Source organism: Pseudomonas sp. RC4D1 (assembly GCF_018390395.1).
In the GTDB taxonomy this organism is placed as follows: domain Bacteria; phylum Pseudomonadota; class Gammaproteobacteria; order Pseudomonadales; family Pseudomonadaceae; genus Aquipseudomonas; species Aquipseudomonas danubii.
This window is the reverse complement of sequence record NZ_JAHBAW010000003.1, coordinates 1,132,925-1,154,765: the sequence shown is the minus strand read 5'-3', so window position 1 is coordinate 1,154,765 and position 21,841 is coordinate 1,132,925. Positions and strand designations below refer to the sequence as shown.

The window sequence follows — 21,841 nt, the reverse complement described above, 5'->3', positions numbered from 1 at the left end:
CTCTGTAGTCTGGCTTCGTCTGTCAGGACAAAACGGACCTGAGCCAGAATCGCTAGCGAACATGGACGTCGCGGCCAGCAGGCATTCGCCCAATCATTGGTCGTGTTGAATAAAAGGAGAGCGTCAGCATGTTTTTATCTGCCCTGGAACTGCGCAACATCATTGAGAGCAGCTTTCTGCCCAAACGCTGCCAATGCACCCTGAGCCCGGACCTGTCGATGACGGTCAAGGTCTATGGCGACCATGAAACCGACCGGGTCGAGCTGGTGGTCAGCGGTATCGACGCTGCGCAGCTCAATGGCTGCCGGGAAATCAACGAACTGATCGCCGAACTGCGCTACGACCTGGCCAATGCCCCGGGCGGGCTGTCTGGCCTCAAGCGCAGGGCCCATTGAGCGCGGTCCCCTGACAACGCTCACCAGCGCCGGCCGCTCTGGCTAGGGCACGGCGCATCAGTTTTCGTACATGCAGGCGTGGGCGTGCTTCTGGTAGGAGATTTCCGCCAGTTCTCCAGCCTTGTTGATGTAGCGCATATTGGCGGTCACGACCTCACAGCGGCTGGTCGGCGGCTCGGTCATGGAGATGACCTTGGCGACGTCCAGGCGCATGCCGTACTCATAGGGCACCACCTCGACATTGACATCCGAGGCCTGGGCCAGGCCGCTGAATCCGCACAGGGCCAGGGCGGCCAGGGCAAAGCGCTTGTGTGTGTTCATATTGGTTCTCCATTACAGGCAATGACGGTTCAGTCTGGGGACTGAACCCGCTGCACGAAGCCCTAAAAGCGTTGCGGGCCAGTGCGCTCCGGAACAGAGTGTTGATTTAGGATTAATCTATCATTAAGAGATCATTGATAGATTTTGAAATATTTAGTTCCCGTCCCATATACGATCCAGCGACCGACTGCTCCCGGGTCACGCCCGGTCCGGTTTCACAGTTCGCTGTAGGCAATCCGCTGATGACTGGGCAAGGCGCGGTTCAACAGTTGCTCCAGGGATTGTTCCGGGGGCAGGTAATCGTCGCCAAAATCGCCGTCGGCCAACTGCGTCGGGTGGGCCACCACTTCGACCACCCCCGCGGGGATGAAGCCGTCCAGCAGATCCTTCGGCGTACACACCGTGTTCACCCAGCGTCCCGCGAGCCAGCCAATACGCCAGTTCAACGCACTTTTGAACAGGCGCTTGAGGGGGCCGATATTGCCGCCGACATTGCGCGCCAGGCGCACCGGCACCCCTTGGCGGGCGGCGAAGCGGGCAACGATGGCCGCCACCGGCCACAGATTGTGCACGTGCTGGTGGGAGTCGATGTGACTGGGCCGCAGCCCCTGGTCGACACAGCGCTGCCATTGCGTCGCCAGTTCCTGCCACACGGCCTCGGCGGTTGCCGGCGGCAGGCGCAGGACGGAGCGCGGCAGGTTCAGGTCGAACTGCCCCTGGGCATTGCAGAACAGTGCCTGGCTGCGGATGCCCTGGCTCAGGGGCGCGCCGTAGGTGAGGTTGAAATGCAGGCCTATGCGTCCCAGCAAGGCGTGCTCGTGGCTCAAGCGACAGGCATCCTCGAAGGCCGGCATGTTGGCCATCAGGGTGGCGGAACTGATCACCCCGCGCTGGAAGGCACGCAGGGTCAGTTGGTTGTAGTCCAGGTCGAGGCCGAAGTCGTCGGCGTTGACGATGACCCGCTGCGCTCGGGTGACGGCCGGGGTGTGTTTCATGGGCGAGCCCCTTGTGCGGAGTGGGTCTGGCGGCGCTCGCGCCAGGCCTTGAGATGAGGTTTGAGCTGTTGCCAGAGGCGCTCGGCAACACCGGCCAGCAGGCCGCGGGGACGCCAGGAGTAGAAGCTCCAGCGCTGGTGCTCCACCAGGCCGCTCATGCGTTCATGCAACTGATGGCTGGAGCGGCTGAGGCTGACCCGGGAAGCGTCCACCCACCGCCAGCCTTCCTCCAGGCCCCAGCGAATCCATTCGTCCAGCAGCAGGCGGCCACTGCCCAGGTTGGCGTAGTCGGCGAGGAAGGCGATGTTGTAGTCATACAGGCGACCGCGCTCCAGCAGGCCCAGGCGATAGCTGATGCAGCGGCCCTGGTGTTCCAGCATCACCACCCGCACGCAACCCTCGGCCGCCAGGCCATGCAACGCCGTGTGCATCCACTGTTGGCGTTGTGCTCCAGAGAAGATCCCCAGGCCGTCGGCGCCTTTCCAGCTGGCCTGTTCCACCTCGCGGAGCATGTCCAGTACCGCATCGATACCGTCGGCCTGGGGCGTCACGCGGATCACCCGGGCGTCAATCTCCGCACAGCGCTTTTTGGCCCGGCGCAGCTCGTAACGCAGGGTGCCGCTGGCTTCCTCCTGGTCGCTGGGGACGATCAGGTGTTCTGGCGCGCGGCAGCTCAGGGACTGTTCGCTGTACCCGCTTGCCCGGCGCCAGGGCGTCAGCAGGGGGGCGGCATCCACCAGTTCATGGAATTGCAGCAGGTCATGGGGCAGTTGCCGGCGGATTTCCCGCAGGGCCGCGGGCATGGCGTCTTGTGCTTGAGCGGCCACCAGCAGCGCCAGGCGGTCGCTCAAGGGATGGCCCAGGTGGCGGACCACCTGCAGGGTCAGCCCGGCCCTGGATTCGCGGCCGCGGATCAGCGGCAGGCACAGCAGCAGGCGCTGGTCCTGCCAGCCCAGCAGAATCTGCAGCTGCTGATCCTGCAGTGCCTGTTCGGCGCCTCGCAACCAGCTCAAACGATTGAACGGCGTGGCCTGCTCGACGGTTTGCCGTAGCTGTTCATAGGCCTTTACCGGGAAATCCTGGGCACTCAGGCTGGTGCACCATTGCCAACGCAGGTTCACGTCCGCTCCTTGTCTATTTCAGTGGCTGGGGCCGGTGACTCGGCCAGGCGACCCCGGCGCAAGTGATGCAGGCGCGTCTGGTGATAAGGGCGACGCCGGTGGAAATGCAGGCAGCGCAGCAGGCAGTAGACGTGCAGGGATTCGCCGACTTCCTGGAAACCCAGGCGCATGTGCATCTTCAGCGCCGGCTCGTTGCGCACATTGACCAGGGCCCGGGTGGCTTTGAAGCCCCGCTCGCGGTACTCGTCCCAGAGCATCTTCTGCGCCAGGATCACCACCCCCGAGCCGCGAAACGGCGGCGCGCATTCACCGGCAAACTGGTACAGGCAGCCCGGCGGCATGCGCATCCAGCAGCGGTACAGCTGATCGTCGTAGTAATCGCGCTCGCTGACCCAGACCATCATCATCACGTTGCCGTCCGGGTCCAGGTGCGCGCTGCCCCGGTTGCCCTTGTCCAGCAGGCCGCGAATGGCCGGCAGCTGGGCCTTGAAGTACTTGTCGAAGGCCGGCAGCAACTCCCGGGTAATGGGCACCTGGGGCCAGCGGCTGGGGTTGATGGGGCAGGGCACCGGCAAGGCCAGGGAGCGCTCCAGGGTCAGCAGCTCCCAGTGGTAATAGAAGAAGCGTTCAGAAAAGACCCGCAGGCTGCCCCGCAGGCCCTTGCGGCGGATTTTGGCCAACAGGCCGGTCAAGCGACTCATAGGGTTTTCCAGGTCAAGGCAAACAGGGTTTCACCGGGCACTTGGAAGCTGGCCCGGCCATCGCTGCAATGCAGCTCGGTGTGACGGCTGCGGCCATCGGCGCCCAGCAGTTCGAGGGTGGGGTTCGCTTGGCAGATGCGGGCGTCGCCCAGTTCGACGTTTTGCGTGCGCGGCGTCTTGGCCACCCCCAGCAGGCTGTGGCGCTGACCGTCGCGCAGGGCCAGGGCATCCACCTCAAAGGAGGGGTTGTCCAGGGCCTGGACCTGGCCCAGCCAATGCTGCCGGATGAACTGCTGGGCCACGGCCACCGGCTTCAGGCTGAAGCGCTGGGCATCCTGCTGGGACAGCATGCCCTTGGGGTATTCGGGTTCGTCGGCGGCCTGGAACCAGTTGAGCATGTCCAGCAGACCGTCCTGGGAGGCGTTGATCACCACCGAGGCCCACCACAGGGCGGCGTAGTGGGTGTCCTGCTGATAGGGGCTCAGGTCCGGGCCACTGGAGATGTTGGTCTGGCTCAGCAACAGCGCCTTGCGTGGCCGGCCCTGCGCATCGAGGCCCACCAGATCGGCGGCGGCGCGCACGCTGGTGCGATAGCGACGGGTGGCCAGCAGGTCGCGGACCATCCATTCGTGCCAGGCCAGGGCATCGATGTCGGCACCGTGTTCGGCCAGCAATTGCCGGGCCCAGTCGATGCCCCGGCGTTGCCCGGCGCCAATGCGAAAGGGACCGTCCAGCAGTCGTGAACTCACCGGCATGGCAATGCGCACTCCGGCGGCGCGGGCGTCGGAGTTGGCTTTGGTGTGTTCCAGCATTTGCGCAAAATAGGCGGCAAACGCCGCGTAGCTGGTGAAGTTGAGGTTGGGTTCGTCGGCAAAGGCCAGGTAATGCAGGCCCTGGTTGCCCAGGCGCACGCTGTCCGCCAGCCAGGCGTCGAGCCCGGCCAGGGTGGCGCTGTCGGCGTCCAGCACGGCCCGGCGGCCGGTGCCGGCCAGCAAGGTGATGTCGCGCTCGATCTTGAAGTCTTCGCGGTACAGCCGGCGAAAGGTGATTTCCCGCTGGGGTTCTTGCTGGATCACATCGACGAAGCTGTAGAAGTTGGCAGCCTGCGGGCCCAGGGCGCGCAGCAGTTCGAAGGTCGACGACGGCGGCTCGGCATAGGGCAGGGCGACCCCCAGGTGCGGGCTGGGACCGCGCACCTGGGGTTTGAGGCGCAGCTCGACCCGCGCCGGCGTCCATTGCAGCGGGTGCAGCTGACGCAGGTCCTGGGCGAACAGGTTGGCAGTGCCGTCGAGCCAGAACGCCACCTTGCCGGAGCCGCCCAGGGACAGGCGCCAGACTTCGTCCTGCTGGGCCACCGGCAAGGCGCTCTGGTCGAACTGCCCATAGTGCGGGTGCTCCACCAACGGCAGGCGTACCTGCTGGCCGTCGCTCAGGCGCGTGGCCTGAAGCACGCTGACCCCGCCGTAGTATTTGCCCGCCAGATGCGCCTGCTCTCCGGCGGCCACGCGAAAGTACAGCTCGACGCCGCTGGGCACATCGGCACTGAAATGCACCTTGGCCGGCTCGAACTGGGCCAGGGTCGAACGGTCATGGCCGACCTTGAAGTTGCGAAAGCTGTAGCCAGGCACTTGCAGGCGATAGTCGCCGCGGGCGGCGGGCAGCTGGATCTCCCGCTGGCCGTAAGGTTGGTCGGCGCGGATGTCCAGCTGTTGCAGCAACTGGCCGTCCGGTTGCAGCAGGTACAGCTGTTCCTGGTTGGCGTCGCTTTGCCAGGCCGGGCTCCAGCGCAGTTGCAGGGTGTCGGCGCTGTCGGCTTGCAGGTACAGGCTGCCGTCGCGGATATCCCCCCATTGCATGGGCTCCGCGTGCAGGGATGAGGCCGCCGCGATCAGCATCAGGGCGAGCAGGGAACAGGGTTTCATCAGGCCGTTTCCTTAGGGCGCAGTAGATGGCGCACGTAGACAATGTCTCCAGGTAGCAGGATCAGGGTGCGGTACCAGGCCACGCCGCTGAGGTGGCAGTACAGGCCGAGCATCACCAGGCTCACCGCCAGGTAGGCCATCGACGAGGCCAGGCCGGCGCCGACGATGCCCAGTGGCGCAATCAATACCGCGTTGAGGAACAGGTTCAGCAGCGCGCCCCCGGCCAGCAGCAGCGACAGGCTGCCGGGGCGCTGTTTGCCCAGCAGGTCCAGGCGCAGGATGCTGGCGTAGCACAGGCCGAACAGCCCCGGCAGCAGGGCCAGCAGCGCGTCGTAGGCTGGGGCGTAGGCGGCGCCGAACAGGGTGACGATCAGCCACTGGCCGATCAGCGCCATGCCCAGGCAGGCGCCAAGCATTACCGTGGCCGTCAGGCGCAGGGCCAGGGCCGTCAGTTCTTCGATACCGGAACCTTGTTGCAGCAGGCGTTTCATCAGCGGCGTGGTCACCGCCTCGGGAATGATCAGCAGCAGTTCGGCGGCGGCGCTGGCCATGGCGTACCAGCCCAGAGCGACGGGGTCCAGCAGGGCGCCGATGAACAGGTAGTCCGAGCGCAGCATCAACTGTTGCGACAACACCCCCGGGTGGCTCTGGGCGCTGTAGCGCAGCAGCTTGCCCTGTTCACCGGCCTGCCAGCGCAAGCGCAGGTCATGCCAGCGGCGCAGCCAGCACCAGCCGACCACCACCACCAGCACGGTGCCGCCCAGCCAGCTGACCAGGGCCGCCGACAGCGGCTGGTCGCGCCAGATCCACCACAGCCCGACGAACAGCAGCAGTGGCACCAGGGATTCCAGCAGGCGCAGGGCATTGAAGGCTTCGACCCGACCGTCCGCGTTGTGCAGGGTCAACAGACCGCTCTTGAGCACGGTGATCGGCACCGCCAGCAACAACAGCCAGGCCAGGTCGCCCAGTTGCAGGCTCAGTTCCCAGTGACTGCCCCAGGTGTTCATCAGGGCCAGCCCGGCCAGCGTCAGCAGGCTGGCCAGCAGGCAGCCGTAGACCAGCACCTGAGTCAGCAACAGTCCCATGGGGCGTTGGCGGGCGGCTTCATAGCCGACGGCGGTATTGAGGCCGCCGCTGGTCAGGGCCGCGATCAGGTCCGGCAGGGTGCTGAGCAGGGCGAACAGGCCGCGATCCGCCGGGCCCAGCAGGCGCGCCAGCAACACGTTGCGCAGCAGCCGCAGGCCGATCATCGCCAGTCGGGTGCCCATGCTCAGGGCCAGGTGCCAGAGGTAGCTGCCGCGCTTCATGCTCGGGCTCCCTGGAGCAGGCGCCAGGCCAGCAGCCCGGGGCGTCCAGCGCTGGCGTGGCTGACATCGATGCGGGGCAGGGCCAGCAGCGGATTGCCATCGGCCTCGATCAGCCCCGGGCGGGTGCCCAGGGCATAGCGATAACCCAGTTCGGCCACCGCTGCGCGCACCTCGGGATTGTGATCGCCATTGGGGTAGCAATAGATCCCCAGCGGCGTCTGACAGTGCTCCTGCAAGGCATGGTGGGAGCGCTGCAGATCGGCCCGCATCGCGGCGCCGTCGAGCCGGGTGAGAATGCCGTGGCTGGCACCATGGGGACCAAAGCGCACCAGTGCCGAGCGTTCCAGGCGCTGGACCTGGGCCCAGTCCAGGCTGTGGGGCGCGCTGTCGTCGGGGCAACTGTCGGCCAGGGCTTGCAGGGTCTGGGGCGGCAGGCCTTTGAGCTGTTGCAGGTAGCCCCCGAGGATGCCGCTGCGAGCGCGGCTGGCGCCGGGTTGCAATAGCTCCGGTGGTGGTGCCAGCGCCAGGGCCCGCAACTGTGTCAACAGCGGTTGAGCGGCGGCGCTGTCGGCCTGTTGCCACAGGGTTTCACCAATGGACTCCCACCAGAAACCCTGGCGCTTGCCGATGAAGTCCGTGGACAGGAAGATGCTCGCCGGCACCTCGTAGCGCTCCAGCAGGGGATAGGCGACCTCGGCATTGTCCCGCCAGCCATCGTCGAAGGTCAGGGCCACCCGGGGCCGGTCGCCCGCGGGCAACTCCAGCAGGTGCTGCAAGGGCACACAGTCGAAGTGCCGACGCAGCCAGCGCAGCAAGTGTTCGAAATGCCCCTGGCCGACACACAGCGGCGCCCGATGGGGCAGGCTGGCGTCCGTGGAATCGGCCACTACCCGGTGCAGCATCAGCACCGCGCCGGCGTCGCTCAGGCGGATACGGCCGAAGCTGTGCAGATAGGCGCTGCCGAGCAGGCGCTTGAAGGATTGTTTGATGGCCATGTCAGCGATTCTGTTGTGGGTTCCACAGGGCGTAGCGCCGCCCGCGGAGAAACTGCCAGAGGCCCATGCTCATGCCGGCCAGGGTCACCAGCACGAAGCCGGCGAGACGAAATACCTTGGGCAGGCGCCCGCGACTGTCCAGCAGCCCCATCACACCGGCCGCGTAACCCAGCAGTTGGGCCGCCAGGCCCAGGCTGTAGAAGGCGCCGGCGTTCCACAGCCACAGATTGCTCAACAGCAATGGCAGCAACAGCACCGGGGCCAGGCGGCGGATCAGCTTGTGGCTGATCAGGGCAATGGCGTAGGCACCGTGGCGCAAGGGATTCATCAGCTCGCGGCGCTGAGCCAGGCTCTGCAGGCCGCCGACCGTGACCCGCAGGCGCCGGCGATATTGCTTGCCGGCTTCGTCCACGCCCTGGTCCAGGACCTGGGCCTCCTCCACATAGACGATGCGCTTGCCGGCCACCGGGGCGCAGGTGCTGATGAAGAAGTCATCGTTGACTTCGGCGGGAATGTGCTGGAACAGCTCGCGGCGCAGGGCCAGCAGCGCGCCGTCGGCGGACACCATGCAGCCGGTGCGGTTCTCGGCCTGGCGCAACCAGGCTTCGTAGTGCCGGTACAGGCTGTCGCCCAGGCTCAGGTTGTGCCCCGGGTCGGGGATGATCATGTGCCCGCCGCAGGCGCCAACCTGTGGGTCGGCCAGGGGCGCCAGGAGCTTGCCCAGGGTGTCGCCGGACCATTGGTTGTCGGCGTCGGTGAACACCAGGATGTCGTTGCGCGCCAGTTCCACCGCGGCGTTCAGGGCCCCGGCCTTGCCCACCCGGGGCAGGTCCAGAACCAGCACCCGCGAGTCGCGCACCGCCAGGGCGGTGGCCACGGTATCGTCGCTGGAACCGTCGCTGGCGAGGATGATCTGCAGGTCCGTGGCCGGGTAGTCCTGCTGCAGCAAGGTGCGCAGCTTGTGCTCGATGTGCGGGCCTTCGTTGTGGGCGGCGATGATCACGCTGACCGACAGCGGCTCACCCGTCTGCAGCGGGCGCGGCCGCACGAACAGGCTGAGCAGGGCCAGCAGCAGGGGATAACCGATCCAGGCATAGAAGGGCAGTAACAGGCACAGCCAGAAAATAGTTTTAGCCACGGTCAGGTCTCACGACAGAACGGTTGAACAGACCCTGCACCAGGGCCACGGCGCCCAGGTGCAGGCGCACCCAATGCAGCAGCCAGAGTTGCAGGACAAACAGCAGATCGCGCTGGCGCAGCCCCTGACGCAGGGCCAGGACCAGGGGCGCCAGGGAACCCAGCAGCAGGCATAGCGCGGCGCCGCCCGGCTGGCCCAGCAGCAGGCCGAACAGCGCCAGCAGGCTCAGCAAGGCACAGGCCAGGCACAGCAGGGGAAAGCGCAACAGACGCAGGTTGAGGCCGCCCCCCTTGAGCAGCTGCAGGTGGCTGCCCTGGCGCCAGCGCTCCTTGCCGGCCCATTCGCCCCAGCTGCCTTCAAAACCCCAATGCAGCACCTGGGGCTCAGACAGGCTCAACTGGCGGGCGCCGGCAGCGTGCAGTCGCAGACCGAAGTCCTTGTCTTCGCCGGTGCGCAAGTGTTCGTCGAAGCCGCCGACCCGCTCGAACCAGACCCGTTTCAGGCACAGGTTGGGGGTTGGCATCCAATGCAGCAGGCGCGCCGGCTGACTGCCCGCCAGGCTGCGGCGCTGCCAGGCCCGGGCGAACCAGGGCGCGCAGTCCGGGGCGGCGCAGTCCAGGGCAAAGACCTCGGCGCGGTTGTCCGCCAGGGCCTGCTGCCAGAGTTGCAGCCAGTTGCCGGGCACCTCGATGTCGGCGTCGAGAAACGCCAGGCAATCGCCAGTGGCCACGGCGGCGCCGCGATTGCGCAAGGCGCCGATGCCCAGGCCCGGGCACAGCAGCACTCGCGCCCCCAGCTCACGGGCCCGTTGCGGCCCCTGGTCGGTGGAGCCGTTGTCCACCACGATCAACTCGTAGTCGATGGCCGCGACCCGGGCGGCGAGGATCACGCTGTCCAGGGTCCGGGTGATGTGACGTGCCTCGTTGTACATGGGCACGATCACGCTGATCCTTTGCATCTTTGCCTCCCTTGGCCAGGTTTGCATTTATGAGGTGGGCGCCGGATCTTCTTCGGCTTCGAGCCGCAGCACGCTGGACAGGGCCAGGAAGATCCACAGGTACTTGTGGTTCGGCGCGCTGAGAAACAGCAGGAACAGCGCCATGGCCAACAGGCTCAGGCCCAGGTGGGTGGCGATGTCCGCCTGTTCACGCTGGCCCCGGGCGAGGAAGCCCTGGCGCGCCCGCTCGAAGTTGCGCAGGCCCATGAGCATCAGCACCACGAAGCTCAGGCCGCCGGGAATGCCCAGTTCGCTGAACAGTTCCAGGTAGGTGTTGTGGGCCCGGCGGAACAGGTCGGGCTCGTTCATGTTTTCCGAGAAGCTGCTGGCGAAGCCGGTCCGCGCGTAATGAATCGGGAAGGTGCCCAGGCCCGAGCCCAGCAGCGGGTTCTCGCGGATCATCTGGCCGCCCACCACCAGGTAGGAAGTCCGTCGGCCCAGGGAGGTGTCCGCCGAATGCGCGCCGGACTTGAGCATGCTCAGGGACTGAATTCGCGCCACGTATTCGGCTGGCAGCACGGCGATGCCCAGGGGCACGACGATTGCCACGGCGAACATGGCGAATCCCAGGTGCTTGGGCCGCAGGCCCTTGAGCCGGTCGCGGTAGTGCCACAGGCCAATGGCGATGGTGAACAGCACCACCAACAGGCCGGAGCGCGAGTCGGTCTTGGTCATCCCGGCCATCAGGGTCAGGCTGATGCCGGCCCAGAACAGCCGCCCCGGCCAGTGGGGCGAGCGCAGGGCGAGGAGGATCGCCGGCGGCACCGCCATGGCGATCAGCAGGGCAAAGTAGTTGGCGTCCTGCAGCAGGCCGATGGCCCGACCGCCGACCTGATACTTGGCGGAGATCAGCGCGATCACACAGGTGATGGCCACACTGACCGCCAGCAGGCGGCAGAGCATCAGCAGGTTGGTTTCCCGGGCGATCAGCAAGGTGACGAAGAACAGCACCAGGCCCACGGCCAGTTCTCGCAGGCTGTCCAGGGACACCAGCAGGTTCTCGCTGTACATCAGGCTCAGCAGCAGGCACAGCAGGAACGGCCCCAGGGCCCGCCACAGGTTGCTGCGCAGGCGGGTATCGGGGATGTGCCGCAACAGCAGCTTGAACAGCATGATCAGGATCAGCGAGGCCCCCAGCAGCTTGGCCCCGGAGAACGCGCTGTCCTTGAACAGGCCCTCGAAGGGCACCAGGGCGCAGATGCCCAGCAGGCCCCAGCCCGGGCGGCGATAGAGCAGGGCCAGGCCCACCAGCCCGACCACCACCAGCGGCGCCAGAAACGGCCAGGGGCTGGCGAGCAGCAGCAGGCTGGCCAGGCCCAAGAGGAGGCCGAGAAACGGGGCGGCGATCATACCGGGGTGCTCTCCCTGGCCAGGCGATACAGCTCATCCCAACTGCGGGCCAGGGTGGGCAGGTGATAGTGCTTGCGCTGGGTGACGCGGGCGGCCTGGGCCAGTTCCTCGGCCAGGGCCGGTTGATCCAGCAACTGGCCGATGCGCCGCTCCAGGTCAACGCTGTCCAGGGGCTTGGCCAGCAAGCCGTTCTGCCGGTGTTGCAGGACATCGGGAATGCCGCCCACGGCAAAGGCCACCACCGGGGTGCCGGCCTGCATGGCTTCCAACAGGATCATCGGCGTGCCTTCGGTGCGCGAACTGAGCACCAGCACATTCAAGCGCTTGAGCCAGGGCTGCATGTCCTGCTGGTAACCGGGCAACAGAATGCGCAGCGACAGCCCGGCAGCGTCGATGCGCTGGCGCAAGGCCTGGTTCTGTTCGCCGTCACCGAGCAGCACCGCCTTGAGCGTGGGGCGCTGCCGGCACAGGTTGATCAGTGCGTCGAGAAACAGGTCCGGGCCCTTTTCCGCGCTCAGGCGTCCGACGAAGCCCACCATCGGCTCCATCTCGTCGCGGCGTATTTCGGCCTCCCGCAGCGGCGGCCCATCCTGGTTCACCGGCAGCACCCGCTTGGGCTCGGGCAGGCCGTTGGGAATGACCCGCAGCTTGCCCTCGGCCACGCCGGCCTGGCGGTGCAACTGGGCAATGCTTTGGGCCACACAGGCCACCCGGCGCACCTGAGGGCTGCGGCACAGGCGCAGGCTGATCCAGGTGTAGAGCTTCTGTTTCAGGCTGCGCGGCGTGAAGCCGTGCTGGGTCAGCACCAGGGGCAGTTGCAGGCGCCGGGCACAGACCCAGGCGAACACCTGGGCCTTGAAGTTGTGGGCGTTGAGCAGGCCGGGCTGCTGCCGCAGATGGGCCAGCAGCGCCTTCAAGCAGTGGCAGTTATGGCTGGGCACTCCGGCCTCGCTGAACCGCTGCAGCAAGCTCTGCGGGGCATTGATGAACACCACCCGATGCTGTCCCGGAGTGATCCGGCAATGATCCAGCAGCATGCGTTCGGCGCCATAGAAGCCGCCGCTGTGGATCAGGTGCACGATAGGCTGTGCGGCCAGGCTCAGGTCGTTCACTGTTTGGCCCAATACCAGGCCCAGCGCCAGGTCCAGCGTGGATAGGGATTGACCTGTTGCTCTTCAACCGCGTTGAGCACCATCAGCACCGGCAGGCCAAGGTGATCACTGACCTGGGCCGGGTGCTTGAAGCGGTGATCGAAGAACTCGTAGACATAACCCAGGGCAATCGCCAGCAGCAGGCCGGTGAGCAGGCCCAGGGGAATGATCAGCATCGGCTTGGGAAAGGCCGCTTCGCTGGGTTCGTAAGGCTGGCTGAGCACCCGGGCGTTGGACAGCTCGCCACTGATCAGGCGCTCGCCGCGGCTCTCTTCGTAGCGCTGGGTGTAGGTGAAGAAGGCTTTGTGCAAGGCGTCGATTTCAGTGTCCAGTTGGCGCAGCTTGCTCAGCACTTCCTGCAGGTCGCGGACCCGGGCCTTGTAGTCGTTGATGCGCGCGGTTTTCTGCGCGATCACCGATTGGGTGATCTGCAGGTCGCTGCTGCGCTCGCGAACACGGTTTTCCACCACTTTGAGGAACTGCGCCCGGGCCCGCACGATCTGCTCGCGCTGCTGCTGCATCGGCACGCTGTCGGCGCGGTAGGTGTCGGCGGTGGTGCCGTACTGGCTGACCAGATTGGTCAGTTGTTCGCCCAGTTGCTTGATCTCGCGGTCTTCGTAGGCAACGTTGTCCACGGTGTTGGCGAAGGCGAAGGGGAAGGTGTAGTCGGTGATGCCGGCCTTGCGTGCGGCGCTCAGGTTCTTCTGCAGGTAATCCAGGCGGCGCTGGTTCTCCAGGGCCTGGTCGCGGTAGCCGTTGAGGGACTGTTCCTCGGTGTTGATGGCATTGAGGCGGAAGGTGATCTCTTCCTTGGGGTCGGAGGCATGGGCCGCTTCCAGCAGGGCCTGGCGCTTGCCTTCCAGGTCATCCAGGCGCGACTGGTACTGGGCCTTCTTCTGCTCGTAGAAGGCTTCGGGCAGTTCGTTGGATTGCAGGTCCTGGCGGTTCTTCAGGTAGTTGGCCAGCAGGCGCTCGACGAAGCGCGTGCCTTCGGCGGCATTGGGGCTGGCGTAGACGATGGAGATCACATTGGAGCCGGGCAGGGTGCCGATCTTCAGGTCCTTGACCGCCTGATCGGTGAAGGCATCCAGGCTGGTGTCACGCACCGGGTCCACGGCCAGGCCGAAGAAACCGCGTACCGGGTTGATCACATGGTTGCGCAGCGGATCGATCAGGCCGTTGCGGATCGGCTTGAATATCAGCCGGGTCAACAGGCCTTCGCTGCCGCCGAACTGGCCTTCGCGGCGCAGCTGGTCGATGGTGTCGCGAATCAGGGTCGGCGAGCGCAGGATATTGCTCTCGGTCTCCATGTCCGCCAGGGACGGCGGGATGAACTTGTCGCTGTCCGGGGTGAGCACGGTGTTGGCGTCGGTCTGCGACAGTTTCTTGGACTGCACAATGACTTCGGCGGTGATCTCGAAGCTCTGCTTGAGCACCAGCGGCAGCACCAGCGCAATCAGGGCGAAACCGAGGAACACCCGCTTGATCAGGCGTCGATTGACAAAGAACACGAGCAGAAACTCGTGCAGGTAGTTTTCGATCTTGGTCATCAAGAGGGAACTCAGTTGTTGTTCGTTTCTTTGTTGTCGACGCGGTAGCCGAAGCTGAACCCGACACCCTGGAACATGATCACGTCCGCCAGCTGCTTGCTCAGGGCCCCGGCCTTGGCCAGGCGGGTCTTGGGCACGTAGAGCATGTCGTCCGGTTGCAGGTAGGCGAACTGCAGGGCCTTGCCGTCCAGCGCCGCATCGGCGTCATAGACCCGGGCTTCGACCTGATTGCCCTTGCGCCGCATGATCACCACCGAGTCCAGGCGCGCGGTGGGTCCGGCGCCCTTGGCCAGGGTCAGGGCTTCAAGCACCGAGATTGGCCGGCGGATCGGGTAGGCCCCGGGCTGGCCGACTTCGCCCATCACGAACACTTCGTTGGCGGCGGTGGTCTTGAGCAGCACATCGACGCTGACCTGGCCCACTTCCTTGGCGTAGCGCTGGTTGATCAGGGTCTGCAGCTCGCTGAGGCTCTTGCCCTGCAAGGACAGACTGCCCAGCAGCGGAAAGCTGGCGCGGCCATCGGAACCCACCACGATCTCCCTGCTCAGACCGGTGGCCGGGTTGGTCAGGCTGGTGCGCAGGTTGTCCAGCTGGGCCATGGCGTGGGAGATCGAGAAGGTGATCTGCGGCTTCTTCAGGACCTTGGCGTACTGGGCTTCCAGGGCCTGGCGCGCCTGTTCGGCGGACAGCCCGGCGACCTGGAGATTGCCCACGTAGGGCATGTCGATGCTGCCGTCGGGCAGTACCAGCTTGCTGCCCCCCAGTTCCGGCGCGGTGAGGAAGCTCACGTCCACCTGATCGCCGGGCTGCACCAAGTAGCGCTGCTGGCTGGTGGTGCCGATATGGAAGATCACATCGAGCACGTCCTGCGGGCGCAGCACCTGTTCGATGGGCATGACCTCGGTGAGCTGGGCCTGGTCGGCCGGGGCGCTGAGGATCTGCACCGGCATCTGCTGCGGCTCGCGGTTGACGCAGCCGCCGAGGGCGGCCAGCAACGACAGGCCCAGCAGGGAGAGTCTTGGCTTGTTCATGGTTACACGGTCCTTGTGCCGGTCAGAGACGGTCATAAACCCACTTGGGCATGTAGTACTTGCGGGCGTTGAACACGCTGCCGATCAGCTTCGCCTCGGCCTGGATCAAGCGCTGCGCCGCGGCCTGGGCCACTTCCCAGCGGGTTTCCTCGCTGCGTACCACCAGCACCACGCCGTCCACCTGAGTGCTCAGGGTGAGGATGTCGCCGCTGCTGTACACCGGGTCGCCATCGATGATCACGAAGCGATAGTCCGCGGCCAGGGCCTGCAACAGTTCCTGCAGCAGTTCCGGGGTCAGGCGCTCGGCGTATTGCTGGCGGCGGCCCAGGGGCAGGAAATCGAAGCCCAGTTCATCGCTGCTTTCGATGCACTGCGCCATGAGCGGCGGGGTATCGGCCAGGGCCAGGTCGAGAAAGCCCGGGCGTTCGCCCAGGTCCAGGCGCCGGGTCAGGCTGTTGTCCGAAAGGCTGGTGTCCACCAGCAGGACCCGGCCGCGGCTGGTGCGCGCCAGTTCGCTGGCCATGCTCAGGCTGCTGCTGGTGATGCCGCTGTTGCGGTTGGCCGCCGTCAGCAGGATCACCCGCAGCTCGCGGTCGAGCACGGTCACCGCCAGGTTGCTTTCGCTGGGACGCTGGATCTTCAGACTGGCTAGGGTTGCTGCCGCCATTTCAACTTGCTCCATGGCCATTGAGGACCTTGAAAGGGGTTTTGATCAGGATCTTCAGGTCGAGCCAGGGGCTCTGCTGGAAGATGTAGGTCATGTCGAGGGTGACCCGACCGTCGAAGTCCACGTCGCTGCGTCCGGACACTTGCCACAGGCCGGTGATCCCGGGGTAGATGCTCAGGCGCCCGAGGTGGTGTTCCTTGTAGGTCTGGGCGTGGAACGAGGTCGGACGCGGGCCGACGATGCGCATCTGGCCGAGTACCACGTTGATCAGGTTCGGCAATTCGTCGAGGCTGGTGCGCCGCAGGAAACCGCCGATGCCGGTGATCCGCGGGTCGCGGTCGATCTTGAAGTCCACCGAATCCGGGCCGTGCTTGTTCAGGTGGCGCACCGAGTCCTTCAAGGCTTCGGCGTTGACCACCATGGTGCGGAATTTGTACATGCCGAAGCGCCGGCCACGAAAACCGGTGCGCAACTGGACGAAGAACACCGGCCCGGGGCTGCTGAGCTTGATCAACAGCGCGACCGTCAACAGCACCGGCGACAGCAGCACCAGCAGCGTCGCCGCCAGCAGCGCCGAGGTCAGGCGCTTGCTGCGTGACAGGGTCCAGGGCCGGCCGCCGTCGCGGCCGCTGATCCAGCCATGCTGTTGCAGCTCGATGGCGGCCTGGACTTTGCGCCGGAACGGATCGTTGCGCCGGTCGATGCGAGCAGGCGCCGGCACCTCGGTTGCAGGCAATGAGAAGGGTCTTTCCATATCCACCGGGAATACTTCCATAGCAAAGGTTGGGTAAAAACGCCCAGGGGCGTGGGCTCAGGACGCGCCGCCCGGGTAGTAGCTCAGGTACCACTGGACGAAGTGCTTCAGGCCCTCTTCCAGGGTCACCTGGGGGCCGAAGCCGGTGAGGTTTTCCAGGGCACTGACGTCGGCGCAGGTGTTGAGCACGTCACCGGGCTGCAGGGGCAGGTACTCCACCTGGGCCTGGCGTCCGAGGAGCTTTTCCAGGGTTGCCACGTACTCCTTGAGTTCCACCGGGCGCTGGCCGCCGATATTGAACAGCCGCCAGGGCGCCATGCTGGTGGACGGGTCCGGTTGTTCGCGGTCCCACAGCGGGTCGCGCACCGGCGGCTTGCCCAGCAGGCGTACCAGGGACTCGACGATGTCGTCGACATAGGTGAAGTCGCGCTGGTGCAGGCCGTAGTTGAACAGCTTCAACGGCCGGCCCTGGCTGATGGCGTCGGCGAACAGGATCGGCGACATGTCCGGCCGGCCCCAGGGACCGTAGACGGTGAAGAAGCGCAGGCCGGTGGCCGGCACCCCGAACAGGTGGCTGTAACTGTGGGCCATCAGTTCGTTGGCTTTCTTGCTCGCCGCGTACAGCGACAGCGGGTGGTCGACGTTGTCGCTGACCTTGTACGGCGTTTGCTGGTTGGCCCCGTACACCGAGCTCGATGAGGCGTAGATCAGGTGCTCCACCGGGTAGCGCCGGCACATTTCCAGCAGGTTGAGGAAGCCTGAGAGGTTGCTGTCCAGGTAGGCCTTGGGGTTTTCCAGGGAGTAGCGCACCCCGGCCTGGGCGGCGAGGTTGATCACCACCTGGGGCCGGACTTCGGCGAACAGCCGCTCCAGGCCCTCGCTGTCCGCCAGGTCCAGGCGTTGCAGGGGGAAGTGTCCCACTTGCTGTTCGACCCAGCGCACCCGGTCGCGCTTGAGCTGGGGGTCGTAGTAGTCGTTGAAATTATCCAGTCCGGTGACCTGATGCCCATCCTTGAGCAAGCGCAGTGCGGTATGGGCGCCGATGAAACCGGCGGCCCCGGTGATCAGGATATTCATGCGCGCAGCGCCTCCGGTACGCGGTAGGGCAGGCCGATGCTCAGGTAATGCAGGCCGGCGTCCGCTGCCTGTTGCGGGTTGTACAGGTTGCGGCCGTCGACGATCAGGCGATCGTTGAGGGTGTCGTGCAGCAGCTTGAAGTCCACCACGCGAAAGGCTTTCCACTCGGTGCAGATCACCAGGGCGTCTGCGCCTTGCAGGGTGTCGTCACGGGTTGCGCACAGCTGCAGGTCGTCGCGGTAGCCGTACAGCCGTCGGCATTCGGTCATGGCTTCCGGGTCGTAGGCATGGACCTTGGCCCCGGCCTGCCACAGCGCTTCCATCAGGTAGCGGCTGGTGGCTTCGCGCATGTCATCGGTGTTGGGCTTGAAGGCCAGCCCCCACAACGCAATGACCTTGCCCTTGAGGTTGTCCCCCAAGTGCGCCTTGAGCTTGCGAAACAGCACATGGCGCTGCTGTTCATTGACGTCACGCACGGTCTTGAGCATGTGCGGCTCCAGCCCGTGGCTTTCCGCGGTGTGGATCAGCGCCCGCAGGTCTTTGGGGAAGCACGAGCCGCCGAAACCGGCGCCGGGGTAAATGAAGTGGTAGCCGATACGCGGGTCGGCGCCGATGCCTTTGCGCACAGCATTGATGTCCACCCCCAGGCGCTCCGCCAGGTTGGCCATCTCGTTCATGAAGCTGATGCGAGTGGCGAGCATCGCGTTGGCGGCGTACTTGACCAGTTCGGCGCTGCGGTTATCCATGAACATCAGGCGGTCATGGTTGTGGTTGAACGGTGCGTACAGCTCGCTCAACTGCTGGCGGGGCCGTTCGTGGGAACAGCCGACGACGATCCGGTCCGGACGCATGCAGTCGGCCACCGCCGAGCCCTCCTTGAGAAACTCCGGATTGGAGGCCACGTGCACCCGCAGTTGGGACTTGCCCAGGTCCGCCAGTTGTTCGGCGACCGTCTCGATCACCAGGTCAGCAGTACCCACCGGTACGGTGGATTTGATCACCAGGGTCTTGTCGCTGTGCATCAGACTGGCAATGTTGCGGGCCACTGCCAGGACATGGTCCAGGTCCGCCGAGCCGTCTTCGTTGGAGGGCGTGCCGACTGCGATGAAAATCACCTGGCCATGGCCCACTGCATCGCTGGCCTGGGTGGTGAAGTGCAGTCGGCCGGCCTTTTGATTCTCTTCGATCAGGGTCGCCAGACCCGGCTCGTGAATCGGAGGAATGGAACGTTGCAGCTGGGCAATCTTATGGCTGTCGATATCGACACAGACCACGTTATGCCCGACATCGGCGAGGGCAACTGCTTGCACCAGGCCAACATAGCCAGTACCAAAAACGCTGACTTCCAAGGGAACGACCTCGTCCATGATGAGTGTTGGGTGAGGGCATGCCTCACCTTCTGAAAAAGGCGTGTGGCACATGGCCGCTATCACGCTCTTTTTTTGACACTATCATAAGGTTGAGACGGTTAATTGACGTTTTGCGGTGATGCATAAATGACGCTGGCGTTTTCGGTGAATCTTTTATTGATGACAAATCCTTTTAAAACAATAAGTTAGATTGATTGATGATGGTCATAATGGAAAGCGTCAAATACTTGATCAGTTGTTCAGAAAGAATAATAAAACCGACGAACGGTAGGTAAAAACGTAAAAAATATGATGCTTTTTCGCCACTATTGACTATTGCGCTGTCTTGGTCAGGTAGTTTTCTGATTATTTAGTCAGGTTTTTTGACCGGTCTTATCGTGCTGAAATTTGCCAAAATTGACAGCTTTTCTGCTGGTTATGGCTGTTCGACGGCTTGGGCAGTGAGTGCAGTCGCGGCGACTGGGGGAGTCAGACTAAAGTCGGGTTGGGGGCAGGGCGGGCCATCTGCCATCATTGCCGACCTTCATTGATTCAATCAATTCAGCCTGCGACTTTTGATTCGTGGGATGGATTTCACCTGGGTCTTTCTTTACCTCGCGTCACTGATTTTCTGCTGGAGCCCGTTCATGCGTCCCCCTTTTGCGTTACTCAATCCGTGCCCACTCCTGGGCCTCGGAGCTGTCGTCCTGTGCGCAGGATTTGCCCCGCTGGCCCAGGCCGGTGGTTTTGTCGAGGACAGCAGCGCCAAGCTGGAGTCACGCACGGTCTACTTCAATCGGGACTTTCGCGACGGTCACACCCGCACTGATCAGGGGGCTTCCAAGCGTGAAGAGTCGGCCCAGGGTTTCATCCTCAACCTGCAATCGGGCTACACCGAAGGCACCGTGGGTGTTGGCCTGGATGCCTTGGGCATGTTGGGTATCAAGCTGGATTCCAGCCCTGACCGCAGCAACAGTGGTCTCTTGCCTTCCAGCGGACACGACCCACGGGGTTCTGCGGATCAGTACGCCAAGCTGGGCTTGACCGCCAAGGTGCGAATGTCCCGGACGGTGTTCAAATACGGTGCGCAACTGCCGGACCTGCCATTGCTCAAGTACAACGACGGACGCCTGCTGCCGACGATGTTCAACGGTGCCGTGCTCACGTCCAAGGAGGTCAAGGGCCTGACCCTGACGGCTGCGCGCTTGAACCGCTACACCGCCCGGGACTCCACCGATGCCCAGGACATTCGCGTGCACTGCAAGAACAAGCGCTATGCCTGCAACACCACCGCGGACCACTTCGACACCTACGGCGTGGACTACCAGTTCAATGAGCGCCTGACCGGCCAGTACCACTACGCCGAGCTGGAAGACATCTACCGCCAGCATTTTGTCGGCCTGTTGGCCAACCAACCGCTGGGGCCCGGGGTATTGAAGGGCGACTTGCGCCTGCTCAAGAGCGCCGACAGTGGCGCCGAGCGCGCCGGCAGCATCGATAACCGTGCCTTGAGCACCCTCTTGGGCTACAGCCTGGGCGGCCATGTGTTCAGTGCCGGCTGGCAGCGCATGTATGGCGACAACTCGATGCCCTACCTGGATGGCAGCAACCCGTACCTGGTGAACTACGTCCAGGTCAACGACTTCGCCGCGATCCAGGAACGTTCCTGGCAACTGCGCTACGACTACGACTTCAAGGCACTCGGCCTCAATGGCTTGAGCTTTCTGACCCGTTACGTCAGCGGTGACCACATCAAGGTGCCGGGCAGCCTGCGTGAAGGTCGCGAGTGGGAGCGCGACAGCGAGCTCAAATACGTGGTGCAGAGCGGCACCTTCAAGGACGTGAGCCTGCGCCTGCGTAACGCCACTTACCGCAGCAACTACCAGAAGATCGCCCGTGACATGGACGAGACCCGCCTGATCGTCAGCTACAACTTCTCGTTGCTCTGACCAAGGCCCAGGAAAAGCACCACGGTGGCGCTGAATGTTGTAGGAGCTGGCTTGCCGGCGAAGGCGTCGCCCGAATCGGCGCAAGGCTGACGGGCCTCTTCGCCGGCAAGCCGGCTTCTATAGCGGTTGCAGTTGATGGCGGTAGGGCAGGTCCGGGCCGGTGCGGGTGCAGGTCAGCGCCGCGGCCTGGACGGCAAATCGCAGCAGGCTGTCGATCTGGGCAGGGGTCAGTTGCCCCAGGCCCTGAGGCGAGTCCAGGCCCTGTTCGGTGAGCCAGGCGATCAACGCCGCCTGGAAGGTGTCACCGGCGCCCACGGTGTCGGCCACCTGCACCTGGGGCGAGGCCACCGACCAGCTGCCATGTCGTGCACTGAATACTGTGGCGCCCTGGCTGCCACGGGTCAGGAACACCAACTGCGCATGCTCTTGCAGCCAGCCGTGGATCAGTTCCTCGGGCGCCTGCCCGGGATACAACTGGGCCAGGTCCTCGTCGCTGACCTTGATCAGGTCGGCATGCTGCACCAGTTCACCGATACGCTGACGCCACAGCTGGATATCCGGCTGCGGGTTGAGTCGCACATTGGGATCGAGACTGATCAGGCGTCGCCCCCGCTCACGAAGCACCAGGGCCAGCAGGGTGTCGGCAATCGGCTGCACCACCAGGGAAAACGAGCCGATGTGCAAGCCGCGCACGCTCGGCTCCAGCTCCGGCAGGTGCTCCTGCAGAAGCTGGCGATCGGCACAGCCTTCGCCACGGAAGCTGTAGTGGGGCGAGCCGTCGGCGCCGACCGCCACCATGGCCAGGGTGGTGGGGGCGTCGAACTCCTGCAGGTACCGGGTGTTGACCCCTTCGTCCTGCAGTACCCGTCGCAGGCGTTGGCCCAGGTAATCCCGCGACAGCCCGGCCAGCAGGGCCACGTCAATGCCCAGGCGACGCAGGCCCAGCGCCACGTTGAAGGGCGAGCCCCCGGCAATGGCCTGGAACTGCACTTTATTGGCTTGGGTACTTGCGTCATCGACGCTGAAACAATCGAACAGCGCTTCGCCACACACCAGATACATAGTCATTCG

At 64.8% G+C, this 21,841-nt stretch carries 20 protein-coding genes; 2 read left to right on the top strand and 18 right to left on the bottom strand.

Annotation, left to right across the window (positions count from 1 at the left end):
- Window positions 1-128: 128 nt before the first annotated feature.
- Window positions 129-395 carry a DUF1652 domain-containing protein gene (locus KHO49_RS29980; protein ID WP_102863530.1) on the top strand — a complete coding sequence of 89 codons (267 nt, stop codon included), beginning with the start codon at window positions 129-131 and terminating at the stop codon, window positions 393-395.
- A gap of 57 nt (window positions 396-452) precedes the next feature.
- On the opposite strand, the gene KHO49_RS29975 is transcribed toward KHO49_RS29980, so the two are convergent.
- The 17 genes from KHO49_RS29975 to KHO49_RS29895 form a co-directional block, all read right to left on the bottom strand.
- The gene (locus tag KHO49_RS29975) at window positions 453-716 is read right to left on the bottom strand and encodes a DUF2790 domain-containing protein (protein ID WP_102879271.1); all 264 of its coding nucleotides are present in this window, start codon (window positions 714-716) and stop codon (window positions 453-455) included.
- 215 nt (window positions 717-931) lie between these two features.
- Complete coding sequence (locus tag KHO49_RS29970; RefSeq protein ID WP_213666409.1) at window positions 932-1,711, bottom strand: ChbG/HpnK family deacetylase; 780 nt, start codon at window positions 1,709-1,711, stop codon at window positions 932-934.
- Window positions 1,708-2,832 (bottom strand): GNAT family N-acetyltransferase, encoded by a 1,125-nt coding sequence (locus tag KHO49_RS29965; RefSeq protein WP_213666408.1) that lies wholly within the window; start codon window positions 2,830-2,832, stop codon window positions 1,708-1,710. Before KHO49_RS29965 ends, KHO49_RS29970 begins: the two co-directional genes overlap by 4 nt.
- A complete protein-coding gene (locus KHO49_RS29960; protein ID WP_102863534.1) occupies window positions 2,829-3,533 on the bottom strand; it encodes an N-acetyltransferase in 705 nt (234 codons plus the stop codon). The genes KHO49_RS29965 and KHO49_RS29960 overlap by 4 nt, the downstream gene beginning before the upstream one ends.
- On the bottom strand, window positions 3,530-5,455 hold the full coding sequence (locus KHO49_RS29955; protein WP_213666407.1) for a hypothetical protein: 1,926 nt from the start codon (window positions 5,453-5,455) through the stop codon (window positions 3,530-3,532). Before KHO49_RS29955 ends, KHO49_RS29960 begins: the two co-directional genes overlap by 4 nt.
- Window positions 5,455-6,762, bottom strand: a complete 1,308-nt coding sequence (locus KHO49_RS29950; protein ID WP_123390743.1) for a lipopolysaccharide biosynthesis protein — start codon at window positions 6,760-6,762, stop codon at window positions 5,455-5,457. The genes KHO49_RS29955 and KHO49_RS29950 overlap by 1 nt, the downstream gene beginning before the upstream one ends.
- Complete coding sequence (locus KHO49_RS29945) at window positions 6,759-7,757, bottom strand: polysaccharide deacetylase family protein (protein WP_213666406.1); 999 nt, start codon at window positions 7,755-7,757, stop codon at window positions 6,759-6,761. The genes KHO49_RS29950 and KHO49_RS29945 overlap by 4 nt, the downstream gene beginning before the upstream one ends.
- A gap of 1 nt (window position 7,758) precedes the next feature.
- Window positions 7,759-8,895 carry a glycosyltransferase gene (locus KHO49_RS29940; RefSeq protein ID WP_102879277.1) on the bottom strand — a complete coding sequence of 379 codons (1,137 nt, stop codon included), beginning with the start codon at window positions 8,893-8,895 and terminating at the stop codon, window positions 7,759-7,761.
- A complete protein-coding gene (locus KHO49_RS29935; protein ID WP_170002834.1) occupies window positions 8,888-9,853 on the bottom strand; it encodes a glycosyltransferase family 2 protein in 966 nt (321 codons plus the stop codon). Before KHO49_RS29935 ends, KHO49_RS29940 begins: the two co-directional genes overlap by 8 nt.
- A 27-nt stretch (window positions 9,854-9,880) precedes the next feature.
- Window positions 9,881-11,242 carry an O-antigen ligase family protein gene (locus tag KHO49_RS29930; RefSeq protein ID WP_213666405.1) on the bottom strand — a complete coding sequence of 454 codons (1,362 nt, stop codon included), beginning with the start codon at window positions 11,240-11,242 and terminating at the stop codon, window positions 9,881-9,883.
- Window positions 11,239-12,366, bottom strand: coding sequence for a glycosyltransferase family 4 protein (locus KHO49_RS29925; protein ID WP_213666404.1), 1,128 nt, complete (start codon window positions 12,364-12,366; stop codon window positions 11,239-11,241). The genes KHO49_RS29930 and KHO49_RS29925 overlap by 4 nt, the downstream gene beginning before the upstream one ends.
- Entirely contained in the window at window positions 12,351-13,943 is a 1,593-nt protein-coding gene (locus tag KHO49_RS29920) for a GumC family protein (RefSeq protein WP_110597023.1), read from the bottom strand. Before KHO49_RS29920 ends, KHO49_RS29925 begins: the two co-directional genes overlap by 16 nt.
- Window positions 13,944-13,954: 11 nt before the next feature.
- A complete protein-coding gene (locus KHO49_RS29915; protein ID WP_213666403.1) occupies window positions 13,955-14,974 on the bottom strand; it encodes a polysaccharide biosynthesis/export family protein in 1,020 nt (339 codons plus the stop codon).
- A 22-nt stretch (window positions 14,975-14,996) separates the two neighbouring features.
- A complete protein-coding gene (locus KHO49_RS29910; RefSeq protein WP_213666402.1) occupies window positions 14,997-15,641 on the bottom strand; it encodes a CpsD/CapB family tyrosine-protein kinase in 645 nt (214 codons plus the stop codon).
- Window position 15,642: 1 nt separating this feature from the next.
- The gene (locus KHO49_RS29905; protein WP_102879284.1) at window positions 15,643-16,395 is read right to left on the bottom strand and encodes a sugar transferase; all 753 of its coding nucleotides are present in this window, start codon (window positions 16,393-16,395) and stop codon (window positions 15,643-15,645) included.
- Window positions 16,396-16,452: 57 nt separating this feature from the next.
- Window positions 16,453-17,472, bottom strand: coding sequence for an NAD-dependent epimerase (locus KHO49_RS29900; protein ID WP_102879285.1), 1,020 nt, complete (start codon window positions 17,470-17,472; stop codon window positions 16,453-16,455).
- Complete coding sequence (locus tag KHO49_RS29895; RefSeq protein WP_110653237.1) at window positions 17,469-18,821, bottom strand: UDP-glucose dehydrogenase family protein; 1,353 nt, start codon at window positions 18,819-18,821, stop codon at window positions 17,469-17,471. The genes KHO49_RS29900 and KHO49_RS29895 overlap by 4 nt, the downstream gene beginning before the upstream one ends.
- Before the next feature lie 647 nt (window positions 18,822-19,468).
- On the opposite strand from KHO49_RS29895, the gene KHO49_RS29890 reads away from it, so the two are divergent.
- Complete coding sequence (locus KHO49_RS29890) at window positions 19,469-20,770, top strand: OprD family porin (RefSeq protein ID WP_123391138.1); 1,302 nt, start codon at window positions 19,469-19,471, stop codon at window positions 20,768-20,770.
- Window positions 20,771-20,887: 117 nt separating this feature from the next.
- Here the strand turns inward: KHO49_RS29890 and KHO49_RS29885 are convergent, their stop codons facing one another.
- Window positions 20,888-21,832, bottom strand: coding sequence for a carbohydrate kinase family protein (locus tag KHO49_RS29885; protein WP_213666513.1), 945 nt, complete (start codon window positions 21,830-21,832; stop codon window positions 20,888-20,890).
- Window positions 21,833-21,841 lie beyond the last annotated feature (9 nt).

Bases quoted from the DNA above. Each gene is read 5' to 3' on its own strand.
- KHO49_RS29885 (WP_213666513.1), bottom strand. From the start codon at position 21,832: ATGTATCTGGTGTGTGGCGAAGCGCTGTTCGATTGTTTCAGCGTCGAT.
- KHO49_RS29975 (WP_102879271.1), bottom strand. From the start codon at position 716: ATGAACACACACAAGCGCTTTGCCCTGGCCGCCCTGGCCCTGTGCGGA.
- KHO49_RS29920 (WP_110597023.1), bottom strand. From the start codon at position 13,943: ATGACCAAGATCGAAAACTACCTGCACGAGTTTCTGCTCGTGTTCTTT.
- KHO49_RS29890 (WP_123391138.1), top strand. From the start codon at position 19,469: ATGCGTCCCCCTTTTGCGTTACTCAATCCGTGCCCACTCCTGGGCCTC.
- KHO49_RS29915 (WP_213666403.1), bottom strand. From the start codon at position 14,974: ATGAACAAGCCAAGACTCTCCCTGCTGGGCCTGTCGTTGCTGGCCGCC.
- KHO49_RS29950 (WP_123390743.1), bottom strand. From the start codon at position 6,762: ATGAAGCGCGGCAGCTACCTCTGGCACCTGGCCCTGAGCATGGGCACC.
- KHO49_RS29900 (WP_102879285.1), bottom strand. From the start codon at position 17,472: ATGAATATCCTGATCACCGGGGCCGCCGGTTTCATCGGCGCCCATACC.
- KHO49_RS29910 (WP_213666402.1), bottom strand. From the start codon at position 15,641: ATGGCGGCAGCAACCCTAGCCAGTCTGAAGATCCAGCGTCCCAGCGAA.
- KHO49_RS29905 (WP_102879284.1), bottom strand. From the start codon at position 16,395: ATGGAAAGACCCTTCTCATTGCCTGCAACCGAGGTGCCGGCGCCTGCT.
- KHO49_RS29930 (WP_213666405.1), bottom strand. From the start codon at position 11,242: ATGATCGCCGCCCCGTTTCTCGGCCTCCTCTTGGGCCTGGCCAGCCTG.
- KHO49_RS29970 (WP_213666409.1), bottom strand. From the start codon at position 1,711: ATGAAACACACCCCGGCCGTCACCCGAGCGCAGCGGGTCATCGTCAAC.
- KHO49_RS29955 (WP_213666407.1), bottom strand. From the start codon at position 5,455: ATGAAACCCTGTTCCCTGCTCGCCCTGATGCTGATCGCGGCGGCCTCA.
- KHO49_RS29945 (WP_213666406.1), bottom strand. From the start codon at position 7,757: ATGGCCATCAAACAATCCTTCAAGCGCCTGCTCGGCAGCGCCTATCTG.
- KHO49_RS29935 (WP_170002834.1), bottom strand. From the start codon at position 9,853: ATGCAAAGGATCAGCGTGATCGTGCCCATGTACAACGAGGCACGTCAC.
- KHO49_RS29960 (WP_102863534.1), bottom strand. From the start codon at position 3,533: ATGAGTCGCTTGACCGGCCTGTTGGCCAAAATCCGCCGCAAGGGCCTG.
- KHO49_RS29980 (WP_102863530.1), top strand. From the start codon at position 129: ATGTTTTTATCTGCCCTGGAACTGCGCAACATCATTGAGAGCAGCTTT.